The organism is Terriglobales bacterium (genome assembly GCA_035764005.1).
In the GTDB taxonomy this organism is placed as follows: Bacteria; Acidobacteriota; Terriglobia; order Terriglobales; family Acidobacteriaceae; genus Gp1-AA112.
Genome location: DASTZZ010000003.1, coordinates 82,110 through 95,233 on the forward strand (window position 1 = coordinate 82,110; position 13,124 = coordinate 95,233).

At 57.1% G+C, this 13,124-nt stretch carries 10 protein-coding genes; 3 read left to right on the forward strand and 7 right to left on the reverse strand.

The annotated features are described in order from the left end of the window. Nucleotides 1–18 precede the first annotated feature (18 nt). Together leuS and VFU50_00390 are read left to right on the forward strand one after the other, a co-directional pair. Nucleotides 19–2,586 carry a leucine--tRNA ligase gene (gene leuS / locus VFU50_00385; protein HEU5231284.1) on the forward strand — a complete coding sequence of 856 codons (2,568 nt, stop codon included), beginning with the start codon at nt 19–21 and terminating at the stop codon, nt 2,584–2,586. Nucleotides 2,587–2,588: 2 nt separating this feature from the next. Continuing rightward, complete coding sequence (locus VFU50_00390) at nt 2,589–3,521, forward strand: hypothetical protein (GenBank protein HEU5231285.1); 933 nt, start codon at nt 2,589–2,591, stop codon at nt 3,519–3,521. Nucleotides 3,522–3,576: 55 nt separating this feature from the next. Here the strand turns inward: VFU50_00390 and VFU50_00395 are convergent, their stop codons facing one another. The 7 genes from VFU50_00395 to VFU50_00425 all read right to left on the reverse strand — a co-directional run bounded on the left by VFU50_00395 (nt 3,577) and on the right by VFU50_00425 (nt 9,864). Next, a complete protein-coding gene (locus tag VFU50_00395; protein HEU5231286.1) occupies nt 3,577–4,455 on the reverse strand; it encodes an MqnA/MqnD/SBP family protein in 879 nt (292 codons plus the stop codon). Between the two features lie 67 nt (nt 4,456–4,522). Then, nucleotides 4,523–5,110, reverse strand: coding sequence for a biotin transporter BioY (locus VFU50_00400; GenBank protein ID HEU5231287.1), 588 nt, complete (start codon nt 5,108–5,110; stop codon nt 4,523–4,525). Nucleotides 5,111–5,145: 35 nt separating this feature from the next. Further along, nucleotides 5,146–5,316 carry a hypothetical protein gene (locus tag VFU50_00405; protein ID HEU5231288.1) on the reverse strand — a complete coding sequence of 57 codons (171 nt, stop codon included), beginning with the start codon at nt 5,314–5,316 and terminating at the stop codon, nt 5,146–5,148. 192 nt (nt 5,317–5,508) lie between these two features. Beyond that, nucleotides 5,509–5,862, reverse strand: a complete 354-nt coding sequence (locus tag VFU50_00410; protein HEU5231289.1) for a response regulator — start codon at nt 5,860–5,862, stop codon at nt 5,509–5,511. 94 nt (nt 5,863–5,956) lie between these two features. Continuing rightward, nucleotides 5,957–6,400 (reverse strand): PAS domain-containing protein, encoded by a 444-nt coding sequence (locus VFU50_00415; protein HEU5231290.1) that lies wholly within the window; start codon nt 6,398–6,400, stop codon nt 5,957–5,959. 125 nt (nt 6,401–6,525) lie between these two features. Continuing rightward, nucleotides 6,526–8,571, reverse strand: a complete 2,046-nt coding sequence (locus VFU50_00420) for a transcriptional regulator (GenBank protein ID HEU5231291.1) — start codon at nt 8,569–8,571, stop codon at nt 6,526–6,528. A gap of 225 nt (nt 8,572–8,796) precedes the next feature. Beyond that, nucleotides 8,797–9,864, reverse strand: a complete 1,068-nt coding sequence (locus VFU50_00425; protein HEU5231292.1) for a dihydrodipicolinate synthase family protein — start codon at nt 9,862–9,864, stop codon at nt 8,797–8,799. 219 nt (nt 9,865–10,083) lie between these two features. Here VFU50_00425 and secA point away from each other — a divergent pair, with 219 nt between their 5' ends. Beyond that, the gene (gene secA, locus VFU50_00430; GenBank protein HEU5231293.1) at nt 10,084–13,089 is read left to right on the forward strand and encodes a preprotein translocase subunit SecA; all 3,006 of its coding nucleotides are present in this window, start codon (nt 10,084–10,086) and stop codon (nt 13,087–13,089) included. Nucleotides 13,090–13,124: the final 35 nt, after the last annotated feature.

Genomic DNA, 13,124 nt, shown 5'->3' on the forward strand with positions numbered 1-13,124 from the left:
TTAGAATATTCAAATCCGATGTCGAAGCACGAGAAAACTGAGGTCTTGAATCCCGCCGCGCAGCTGCGCGATCGCGAACAGCGCTATGACGCGCAGCGCATCGAGCAGAAATGGTTTGATCGTTGGCAGGCGCAGCCGGAGATGTATCGCGCTGAGCCGGCGACTTCCGCGCGCAAGAAGTACTACGTGCTCGAGATGCTTCCGTACCCCTCGGGTGCGCTGCACATGGGACACGTCCGCAACTACTCCATCGGGGACGCGCTCGCCCGCTTCATGTGGATGAAGGGCTATAACGTGCTCCATCCGATGGGATGGGATGCGTTCGGTTTGCCGGCGGAGAATGCCGCGCTCAAGAACAATACTCCGCCGCGCGAGTGGACGCTCAAGAACGTCGAGAACATGAAGCGGCAGATGAAGCGGCTCGGTTTTTCCTATGACTGGAATACCGAGGTTACGACTTGTCTGCCCGACTATTACCGCTGGAATCAGTGGTTCTTCTTGAAGTTCTATGAGCGCGGGTTGGCGTACCGGCGCAAGAGCAAAGTCAATTGGTGTCCGGAGTGTGCGACTGTGCTCGCGAATGAGCAGGTCGTAAACGGATGCTGCTGGAGGCACGAGGAAACACCGGTTGAGCAACGCGATTTAGAGCAGTGGTTTTTCCGCATCACTGACTACGCGGAAGAATTGCTTCGGGATATCGACAAGCTCGAAGGCTGGCCAGAAAAAGTGCGCACCATGCAGCGCAACTGGATCGGACGCAGCGAAGGCGCGCAGGTCGAGTTCAGAGTCGCTGATTCGGAAGAGAAAATTACCGTTTTCACCACGCGCATTGACACGATTTTCGGGGCAACATCGCTTCAACTCGCGCCGGAGCATCCGGCAGTAGCGCGTTTGATTGGGGATGATTCCGAATTGCTCACGAAACTCGACGCAATTGTCGACGAGCAACGGCGTGCGCGGGAAGCTGGAAACATCGGCGAAGCGGAGAAACACGGCTTCTTCACCGGTGCGTACGCGGTCAATCCGTTCAATCAGGAGAAGATCCCGATTTGGGCCGCGAACTACATCCTGATGGAGTACGGCACGGGTGCGATTATGTCGGTGCCCGCTCACGATGAGCGCGACTACGAGTTTGCGAAAAAGTACGACATCGAGATTCGCATCGTGATCCTTCCTCGCCGTCACGAGGAAGGTCAGCACGAAGAGGCAACGCTTCCATACACCGCGATGGACAGCTTGCTCATCAACTCCGGTGAGTTCAGCGGCCTCGGCAATCAGGAAGCGATCCAAAAAATGACGCGCTATGCCGAAAAAAAAGGCTTCGGCAAAGGGATGGTGACGTATCGCTTGCGCGATTGGGGAATTTCTCGCCAGCGGTATTGGGGAACGCCGATTCCCATGTTGTACTGCGACAAGTGCGGCATCGTTCCCGTTCCCGAAAAGGATCTGCCGGTCTTGTTGCCGGATAACGTCGAGATCACGCAGCAGGGCGGCTCGCCGCTGGCGCGCGTACCAGAGTTCGTAAATGCGAAGTGTCCGAAGTGCAGCGGCAAAGCGCGGCGCGAGACTGACACGATGGACACGTTCGTCGATTCCTCCTGGTACTTCTATCGCTACACCAATGCGAAGCTCGCGACGGCGGCCATCGACAGCAAGGCTGCGGCGTACTGGTTTCCGATCGATCAATACATCGGCGGCGTCGAGCACGCCATCCTTCACCTGATTTATTCCCGGTTTTGGACCAAGGTCATGCGGGATTTGGGATTGATCAAGAACTCGGAACCAGTGGAGCGCTTGTTCACGCAAGGCATGGTGATTAAGAACGGCGCGAAGATGTCGAAGAGCAAAGGCAACGTGGTCTCGCCTGACGACATGGTCGGGCGCTATGGCGCGGACAGCACGCGTGTGTACGCGCTCTTCGCGGCTCCGCCGGATCGCGATTTGGATTGGCAAGAAAACGGAGTGGAAGGCGTAAGCCGGTTTCTTGCCAAAGTACATCGTTTGGTCACGCGCCATGCCGCTCTGCAAAGCGGAAAGAGCGCTGGCGGCGATGGAAGGCCGTCAGGCCGCGCCGGCAGTTCCGCCGCTCGTGATCTCGAGCGCAAATTGCACCAGACCTTGCGACGCGTTTCTACTGACTTCGAGGGCCGCTGGCATTTCAACACCTCGATTGCCGCGATCATGGAGCTGGTGAATGCCATCAGCGCAGCCGATTCGCAGATTGTTTCGGGTGAGGTGTCCGCGCAGCAAGTTCGGCTCATGTTGCGTGATTTGGTGTTGATGCTTGCTCCATTTGCGCCTTATCTCGCCTCAGAGTTGTGGGAGACGTTGGGCGAGCGTTCGCAGTTGCTCCGCGAGCCATGGCCGAAATTCGATCCCGAATTGGCACGTGAAGAGGAGATCGAAATTCCGATTCAGATCAACGGCAAGAATCGCTCTCGGATCATTGTGCCTGCCGGATTGCCAGAAGCGGACGTTCAGGCTCGCGCATTGACTGACGAGAAAATTCACGCTTTGCTCGAAGGCAAGTCAGTCGTGAAGCTGATCGTCGTTCCGGACAAGCTCGTCAACATCGTCGCGCGATAGTTATGCCGACTAACCTGATGCGCGAAGGATTTCGTGAGGTGCTGCGCGATCCTGCGCTGCTTCTGATCGAAATCGGCTGGCGCTGGACGTTTGGCGCGATCGCGATCGTCGTGCTCTGGTTGTCGGTATTCGCAGTGCTGGGCAACGTTCCAGTCGATAGCCGTTTTCTTAGCACTTCCAGCCCGCTTTCCGCCTGGGAAACGGCACAAAGTATCGCCGCAACCGCGATCTCTCTTGGCCGCGCTCTCGTGCGCGTAGGCATCGCTGCCGGCGTATTTCTCGCGCTGTGTTGGATTGTGCTGAACTCGCTCGGACGGCGCGCCACGGTTGCGCGTCCGGCACTCGCTCCTGGCGCCGACCTCCGGTTGTGCACGGCGATCAGCGTTGCGCGTGCGGGCGTTGCGTTCGCTGCGGTGCTGGCGTGGGTGGCTGCCGGAGTTGTTGCAGGACTGCTTGGAACTGCCGTTTCCCGCGATGGCGTACCGAGCGTCGGCGTGGTGCTTGTGATTCTGCTGCCTGCCTTTGTTTTGATCGTAGTCGCGTGGGCGGCACTGAATTGGTATTTATCTCTTGCGCCTATTCTTGCTGTTTCCGGGACTGGGAAGCTTGCCGCAGGCGTGTGGGAGTTCGCACGCGGCACCCGCGATCGTCTTGTAGAGGTCTCAGTCGTGAGTGGTGTGATTCGCGGTGCGTTTTTCGTTGTTGCGTTGTTGCTCTCGTTTGCTGTGGCCGCGCTCGTATTGAATCCGCGTTTGATCGTCGCGGATTTTGTTGCGATTTCTCTGCTTTATTTTCTTTGCGCCGATTTTGTGTATATAGCGCGGCTGTGCGCTTACGCGAAGTTGCGAACTGACGCGGAGCCGGCCGCCCCCGGCCGGGCGTTCGCGGAGGTGGAGAACATGATCCCGCCTTTAACCAGTGAGAATCCGTTATGAGAACGCCTGGTGCTTGCACGAAAAACCCGGCCGAGGGCGGCCGGCTCCACGGTCGCTAGTCGATGAAATCTACGCGCGGCTTGTGAGGGATGATGCCTTGCTCGTAGCCCATCTCCAGCAAACGAACAATAGCCTGACGGCCTTCCTGGCCATAATCTAGCGTGCGTTCGTTTACGTACATGCTGACGAACTTGCTCGCCGACTGACGATCGAGATCGCGCGCGAACTGCATAGCGTATTCGAGAGCTTCATCGCGGTGATCGAGGGCGTACTGAATGCTGTTGCGCAGTGCGACCGAGACTTCATGCATGAGTTCGAGACCAAGATCGCGCTTGATCGCATTTCCGCCTAGCGGTAGAGGCAAGGCTGTCTGCTCCCGCCACCACTTTCCAAAATCAACGACCCGATGCAGTCCTGATTTGGAATAAGTGAGTTGGCCTTCGTGGATGATGAGTCCGGCTTCGTACCGTCCCTCGAGAATTTGCGGAATGATCTGATCGAATGGAACCACTTCCGTCTGTACTTCCGGAGCGAAGAGCTTGAGAACCAGGTAGGCGGTGGTAAGCGTCCCCGGAACGGCGATCTTTTTCGTCTTGATCTGCTCCGGCGTCAGCTCTTTATTGGCGACGATCATCGGCCCGTAGCCTTCGCCGACACTGCCGCCGCTGGGCAGCAGCGCGTACTGATCCTGCAGATACGGATAGGCATGGAACGAGACCGCCGTCAGATCGTAGAAACCTTCGCGCGCTTTGCGATTGAGGGTCTCGATATCGGAGAGCGTGTGCGTGAACTTCAGTCCGGGCACTCGCACCTTGTTGGTTGCGAGGCCGTAAAACATGAAGGCGTCATCGGAATCAGGGCTGTGCGCGACAGAGATTTCGCGAAGCTGAGGAACAACGGAACCAGACGGAATAGACGAAACGGAGCTGGACATGGCGTACTTAAGTGTACCTTCTGCGGAAGCAAAATCGATCAGGTAGTTTGCGTAGGAAAAGTTGAGATCAGGCTTGAGCCGAGCGCAACTTCTTTCCCAACGCGAGTCCGACGGCGGTGGCGGTCTTCAGGACTTCGCCGGGAATGAAAGGAAGGACCGCGGCAATCAGAATCGCGCGTACAGGCTGATGGCTAAGCAATTCGAGCCAGGTCGCCCCAAAGAGAAAGATGATGAACTCGGTCGCGAACGCTCCCGCAGCAAAGGCCAGTACCCGTGATCGCTGCACCACACTGTGTGCGATTAGTCCTCCGATGAAGGCCGCGACTGGGTACGAGAATAGAAATCCGCCGGTCGGCCCGATAAGCTGCGCGGCACCGCCGGAACCGTGGGGACTGAAGACCGGGAGGCCAGAAGCTCCTTCGATCAAGTACAGAACCATAGCGGCTGCCGAGCGCCATCCGCCGAGCGTGAGAGCAAGCAGCATCACTCCGAAGGTCTGCAGCGTGATCGGCACCGGAGTGAACCACAGCGGGATGGAGACGTGAGCGCACACAGCCATCAGCAAACTTCCGCCTACAACTGCGCAGACGTCCGCCAATCGGCTGTTTGTTAGAACTCCGGTTTCCTGGCTGGTGCGATCTGCAAAAGTTTGCACTTGCTATCTCCGCTTTCGAGCCTTGTGGTTCGCAACTAGGTGTTGTGATCGAAGCTGCGCTGTTCGCGTTCAATCTCCTCCAGCTCGCGCCGGAGTTTGGCGTCGGAGAGCCGCATCCGGTGGCGCCGGATGAGCAAGAGGACACCGGTAATGCTTCCGGCCAAAACGGTCAGTGAAGCGAGGAGGATTAGGAACAGCACCTTCATCGATCATCAAGAATACCAGAGTCCAATGGTAGTGAGTCCATCCGGAAGTGCATAGTACGGCTTGGGTTGAGGTGGATGCGCCACATCTGATTGTCGGCGCCAGGTCCGTTCGACGGATCTCGATTGGAGGCCTTAAACCACGCTTTGGGAAGAAGGACGCTTCAGTCCCTGTTCAATCCGTCCGATTGAACTTCAGGCTACCGAAAGCAATCGTCTGACCTCCTTTACAAGTGCTGTCCCGGTAACCGGCTTTCCCAACACCGCATCTGCTTGTGGGAGAGCCGCCCGTGCACTGTATGCGTCTCCGGAGAGAACAATCACCGGCATCTCCGGCCGAATCTTTTTGATGTCCGGCACAAGATGCCTGCCGTCTGGAAGGTTGAAGTCAGCCAATACCAAATCGAGCTGGTTAAACTGTTCCAGCTGCTGCATCGCCTGACGAGCGGTTTCTGCTGCCACCACGGTGAAACCGGCGTCGGATAACGTGATCTCAAGGATTTCTCGGACATCCGCGTTGTCCTCAACGATAAGAACGGTATGGGACATAACACTTCGCGGCCAGAATGTCACAAACGAGTGCATCGACGCAGACAAAAAGGTCTTTGTCACGAATTTCGTACAAAAATTAGAACCGCGGGAATTATTCCTTGCTTTCGACGACCTGCGATTTTCCCGCAGGCACCGCTAAGGCTGGAGGCTCGGAGTTTGCCGAGTGATCCTTCTGGTTGGCCTCGTCAGGTGGGCAAAGGTTCATCCAAATAGCCGGCCTGCCGTCGCGGATCGCGCTCTCGATGGGACACGACTCAGCACATTCGGGACCAGTTCCTTCACTCGCGCAAGGAGTAAAGAGCCCATCACGATATCGCCGTCCGACTACATCGTGCGCCCGGTACCCGGTGATCTGACTAGCGCGGTCATTCCCAAAAACGATCCGGCCTCGCGGGTTGACCACGTACATGGCAAACGGCAGCAGCTCTGCAAGTTGCTGAAAAAATCCGCGTTGGCCGGCATCGACACCTTCCCAGCCAGTTACTTCGGCAGGGAAGGGCGAAGACTTTAGAGAGGCAAAAGCAAAACACGACACGGATCACAGGGATACTACGGATTCCATGGATTCAAACCGAATGTTCTTGCTGGCTTGAACGCAGATCTTTTTGACTATCTGTGAAATCCGTTTGATCCGTGTGATCCGTGTCGTGTTTTTCGACTTCATCTCACGTCGGCGGAACTGGCTGATGCACCAGCGGTTGTGGGAGACGAGGATTCGACCACAACGCCGTCGAAGGCTGTCGATGCGACCAGGCGTCCGTTATCGTCCGTGATCGTTCGCAGGAGCCAACCGGAGTCGCGATGCTGCCAGCTTTGTCCTTGGTCGTCGCTCGAGAATACTTCTGTGGATTGGAGTGCGGTGACCAGGACGCGATGCTGCGTCGAATCGTAGAAGACGGAGGTAAGATTCACGACGGGAAGTTTTTCCAGCCGATTCCAGGTCCTTCCCAGGTCGGTACTACGGTAGAGCCCTTCGCGACATGCGAGCCACAGGCTGTCATCGGAGCCTACAGCGAGATCCCTGATTGAATTGATGACTTTCGGTAGCGTTGCTTCACTCCATATGCATTCGAGGAGCTTGCATGCCGACTTCTCATCGGCAGAGCCGTTTCTGGAGGAGACCAGCAGAAAATTATTCCCCGCGGCTGCGATCAGATCAGGAGTAGCGCTGACAAGAGTGAAGTCGGAGTGACCAAGCAGCGAACCGCCTTCCCAGGTTTTTCCTGAATTGGAACTCTCGAACAGTCCCTGCGTACTCGCGGCGATCCAGCGGTTATCGCGAACTTCAATTGCGGTAACGCGCGCTTTGAGCGTTCCCGGTCTGACCACCTTGCGGGTGATTGCTTTCCGCTTCTTCGTGGCTTTGCGAACCGTAACGATGTTGATGTTGGCAATGCGATCGAGCGGACGCCAGCGCTCGAGGGATACCTGGGTGGGGACAGCTCTCTTGCTCGCTGAAGCTGCCGATGACCATTCATACACGCCGTTGCTCGTTCCGGCCAGCAGATGTGCTCCAGCCTTCCGCAGAGAAAATACGTCACGTCCGTCGAGCCCGGTACTGAGCTGTTTCCAGTGCGCGCCTTGATCGTGGCTCACGAACACTCCGCCGTACTGCTTGTCGTTGATCAGGCCGGCGTACAGCGTGTTGTTGTCTTCCGGATCGATGGCGAGCGCCGCGACCTGACGGTGGGCGAATCCGGTGTTCGAGGGCTCGAAGCTTGCGCCGGCGTTGTTGCTGGAGAGCACTCCGCTGCGATCCGTCGCCAGTATCACATGATCAGGATTACGAACGTCTATGAGGACATCGTTGACGATCACGTCCGTCGAAGTGATGCGCCGCCACGTCTTGCCGGCGTCAGAGGTTTTGAACAAACCTTCAGTTGTGCCGGCGTAAACTACATCGCGATTGTCGGGATCCTGCTTGAGCACGCGGGTGCGCCGTGCCGAAAAGGGAATGCCTTGAATCTTGTGGAATAGCTCTCCTGCGCTCTCGCTCTTGTAGATTCCCGAGCACGCGCTGGCATAGACGACTTGCGGTTGCTTGGGATCGATGATGATGGAGAAGACGTCCGAGTCATCGATCACGCCGTTCTTGATGTTGTGCCAGGAGCGCCCACCATCGGTGGTTTTCCAAGGCAGGTGCCAGGTTCCAGCGTAAATCGTTTCTGGATCATTGGGATCGATGGCAATCGATTCGATGTTCTTAATCTCGGAGCTTGATTCTGGCGAGATGCGAGTCCAAGTCTCGCCTCCGTTCCGCGAGCGATAGACGCCATCGAGCGCACCGGCAACCAGAGTGTTTGGATCTGACTGCGCTATTGCCATCGCTCGGATCGACTTGCCTTCCATTCCCGAAAGTGGCTGCCACGAATGACCGTCGTCTGTGCTCTTGAACACCGAGCCGCCTTCGTGCTCCAGCGTCCATGCTGCAACATAGATCGTGCCTTGCTGATGCGGATCGAAGATGATGTGGTCGACTACGTAATCGTTGCCTTTCCCAATTCGGACAAAACGCTGCCAGGTTTTGCCGGCATCGTCCGACTGATAGATCTGTCCAGCGCTGGTTCCGAGCAGAATGTGGCTTGGATTGCTGGGGTCGGCTGAAAGGCTGCGCACGTCACCGCCATCGGGACCGACCGAGATGAACGTTTGTGCCTGCAGGGAAAGGGAGAGGAACAGAATGATCGCGGGGGACAGAAATCGCATCCGGTAATAGAACTCCCAAGATTTCGAAGCCGGCGCAGCTCCGAAGCTTTTGTAATTTCGACGCTGCGTTCCCGTCGGCGGGTTTCCGCAGCTCTGGATCGCAAAAGTTATTTTATCGGGAGCCTCAGCTCATTTCATCCCGGGTATCGGGTTTTGAACCCTGAGAAGTTTGTCAGGCCTGCCGGAAATATTGCTCACTGTCGGCGCTCGCGTCGGGAACTGTGTCTAATTCCTAACGTCCGCCATCAGCTTCTCCACTTCAGCGCGCTGCTCGCCGGTGAGTGGTAGAAGAGGCAGACGCGGCGGACCGCCGTAGTAACCGTTCAGGTCAAGCGCGTATTTCAGGGCGGGAATTCCCATCTGACTCGCGATGCGGGTCGCTGGTTCGACAATGCGCTGCTGCTTGAGCTGCGCCAACTCCTTGTCTCCATCTTTCCACGCTGTGTAGATCTCAAAGCACGCTGTCGGAGCAGCCGCGCCAAACGCAAGCACGGCCCCGGCGGCTCCGGCTTCAATTGATGACAGCAGCTTCTGCGCAGATCCTGCGAGCAGCTGGAAACCGGCTTCTTTCTTACGCATCACCTTCACTGCCGACGCGGGGCGCGCAGGCACGCTCGACGGGCCGGTAGTTCCCGTGCCTGCGAGCGCAGCGGCGCTGACCAGTTCACCTGCGGAGGCAACGGCGCCGAGCAGCATGCGTCCAGTCACAGCGGTGAAAATCTCTGTCGCGTTGACGGTGCGCTTTATACGCCGCGTGCGCGCGACTACATCGGCAATCTTCTCGATCACGCCGCTCGATTCTTTAATGCCGATGATGTTCGGATGCTCCGCCAATTCCTGAATGACTTCGGCCGCCAGATCATATGCGGTGAATGGCGGAACGCTGTACAACAAGACGGGAATCGGCGAGCGATCGCCAACAAATCGGTAGTAAGCAAGCAGGTTCTCAGGCTTCATCTGCGGACGGTAATAGTGCGGAGTGCGCACCAGCGCGACGTCGTAGTTCAGCTTGGCCGCAAACTCGGCAGCTTCGACGGTGCGAATCGCCGACTCGTGCCCCACGCCCGCGAGCAAAACCTTCTCCGGTGCCGCCACTCCAATGGCCACCCGCAGAATGTCACGTTGCTCTCCTTCCGACAGCATCACAACTTCACCCGTCGAGCCGAGAATCGCCATGCCCGCGATAGGCGTACGTGAGTAGCGATCGACATTGTGCTCGAGCTTCTTGAGATACAAGCGCCCGTCGGGGTAGAACGGCGTGGTCAGGGCAGGGAAGATGCCGGAGAGAAGCATGGGGATAGTGTAATAAACCAAGTTCTCCGTGGACTCGTCTTTTTATCTTCGTGACCTTCGTGTTCGCCTTTCTCCGAGCTTGCGACCGACGGAAACCGGCAGCATCCAATGTGTTAGGCTTTTCTATGGACCTCTCCCGCCCGAGGCTGGCGTGTGCCTTGCCTGGCGACGCGATGTGATGTCCCCGCCTATGCCCTTCGGGCCAAAGGAACTAAGCTTTTGATCGGAACCATTATTTCCAAGGTCATCGGGACCAAGAACGAGCGCGAACTCAAGCGTCTCTGGCCCATGGTGGCTCAGGTAAACGCGCTCGAACCGGAGATGCAGAAGCTCTCTGACGCCGAGCTGCGGGCCAAGACCGACGAATTTCGCCAACGCATCCGCGAACATATCCAGCGTGCCGCGCCAAATGAGCTGCCTGCTGATGAAGACATCATTCCCACCACTTCGCCTTCTTCCAAGAAAGACAAGCGAGATCCTGTCCTTGAAGAAGCTTTAGAAGATGTTCTTCCCGAGGCCTTCGCCGTAGTACGCGAGGCCGGCCGCCGCGTGCTCAACATGCGGCACTTCGACGTGCAATTGATCGGCGGGGCGGTTCTGCATCAAGGCAAGATCTCGGAAATGAAGACCGGCGAAGGTAAGACGCTGGTCGCGACGCTTCCCGTTTACCTCAATGCTCTTGCCGGACGCGGCGTACACGTTGTCACCGTCAATGACTATCTCGCCAAGCGCGACTCCGAGTGGATGGGTAAGCTCTACAACTTCCTCGGCCTGTCAGTCGGCGTAATCGTGCATGACCTCGACGACAACGAGCGGCGCGAGGCGTATGGGGCTGACATCACCTACGGCACCAACAACGAGTTCGGCTTCGACTACCTGCGCGACAACATGAAGTTCGACCTCAAGGACTGCGTGCAGCGCGGGCATCACTTTGCGATCGTCGACGAAGTGGACTCGATCCTCATCGACGAAGCGCGTACGCCGCTCATCATCGCTGGAGCCAGCGAGGAATCGACGGACAAGTACTACAAGGTCAATCGCATCATTCCCGCTTTGGAAAAAGGCGAGGAGATCGAGAAGAGCATTGAAGAGACGATCTTCACCGGCGACTATACGATTGACGAGAAACATCGCACGGTGACGGTCACGGAACAGGGCTGGGAAAAAGTCGAGAAGATGCTCGGCATCGGCAACGTAGCTGATCCGGAAAACTGGGGTTGGAAACACCACGTTGAGACCGCCATCAAAGCCCACGCGCTCTATCGGCGCGATATTGAATACGTCGTGAAAGACGGCGAAGTGATCATCGTCGACGAGTTCACCGGTCGCATGATGCCCGGTCGTCGCTGGTCTGATGGTTTGCATCAGGCGGTGGAAGCGAAAGAGAACGTAAAGATCGAGCGCGAGAACCAGACACTCGCCACAATTTCCTTTCAGAACTATTTCCGCATGTACCGCAAGCTGGCCGGCATGACCGGTACGGCGGAAACCGAAGCAGCCGAGTTCGAGAAGATTTACGGTCTCGACATCATCGTGATTCCGACGAACAAGCCGCTGCTGCGAATCGAGAATCCCGACATTGTCTATCGCACGGAAAAAGAAAAATTCTTCGCGGTTGCAGACGAAATCCAGAAGATCGCCGACGAAGGTCGACCGGTGCTCGTCGGAACTACCTCGATCGAAAAATCAGAGCGACTGTCGGATCTACTCAAGAAAAAAGCCGTTCGTCACGTCGTTCTGAACGCGAAATACCACGAACGTGAAGCCGAGATCGTCGCACAAGCCGGACGGTTTGGCGCCGTGACGATCGCCACTAACATGGCGGGTCGTGGTACGGACATCCTGCTCGGCGGCAATGCCGAGTTCCTCGCGAAGCAGGAATTGCTGAAAAAGGGTGCGGCGCGCTCGGTCGGCGCTGCCGAAGGCGAGCTATCGCCGATCGCTGCTTCAGCCAGTCTCACGCGCTTCTATTACCAGGGCGCCGAGTACGAAGTCGATGTGCAGCAATGGGAAGAGGCACTGAATCGGCATCAACAGCAGATACAGGCCGAGCACGACAAAGTCATCGAGGTCGGCGGACTCCATATTCTTGGTACCGAGCGCCATGAATCCCGCCGAATCGACAACCAGCTTCGCGGACGCGCCGGACGTCAAGGCGATCCAGGTTCATCGCGGTTCTATCTGTCGCTCGAAGACGACCTCATGCGCATCTTCGCCAAGGAGTGGGTCTCGAACCTGCTCCAGCGGCTCGGAATGGAAGAAGGCATTCCGATTGAATCGAAGCTGATCTCTCGCCGAATCGAAGCTGCGCAGAAGACGGTTGAAGCCCAGAACTTCGAGTCCCGCAAACACCTGCTCGAATACGACGACGTAATGAATAAGCAGCGCGAGGCTGTGTATGGCCTTCGTCGCCAACTGCTCGAAGGACTCGATCAGAAGGATCTCATTCTTGAAGATTACGTTTCGGGAACCGTCGGCGATTTACTTGATCAGTACGCGCCACGCGACCAGCACGCCGAACAGTGGGATCTGAATGCTCTGAAGCAGCAGATATTCACCCGCTTTGGAGTCGATTTGGCAACCGAAGGCCTAGATCTCGAAAGTCTCAATCGTTCCGAATTGGGAGATGCAATCTTCGGCAAACTGAAAGAGCGTTACGACGCGAAAGAGAAGCTGATCGGCTCCGACGCGATGCGCTATCACGAGCGCATGATCATGCTCAGCGTTCTCGATGGGCAGTGGAAAGATCACCTGCTGAGCATGGATCACCTGAAGGAAGGCATCGGCTTGCGTGGATACGGTCAGCACGATCCGCTGGTCGAGTACAAGCGCGAGTCATTCGAGATGTTCGAAGCCATGATGCAGCGCTTCCAGGAAGAGACAGTTCGTTATCTCTACCTGCTGCAGGTGATCGAAGCCGAACCGCGCCGGCAGGCTGCTCCTGTTCCGCCGACTGATGGCTTGACCATGGACGGCGTTCCATTCGATCCGACGCGGGCTGTTACTCCACCTCCAGCCCACAATGGGAATCGGCGGGCAGCGACCTCCATGGACGACATGGAGCGCGAGTTCATGCGCAAGAAGGAACGCGAGTTGCAGGCAGCGCGCATGGCGGGCGCAGGCGATGGTGGTGTCCAGCAGCGCAGGGTCGGAGACAAAGTTGGGCGCAACGATCCTTGCCCATGCGGATCGGGCAAGAAATATAAGAAGTGCTGCGGAGCTTAATAGATCGTCAGTACCGTCCGCGGTAGCGGATGGGT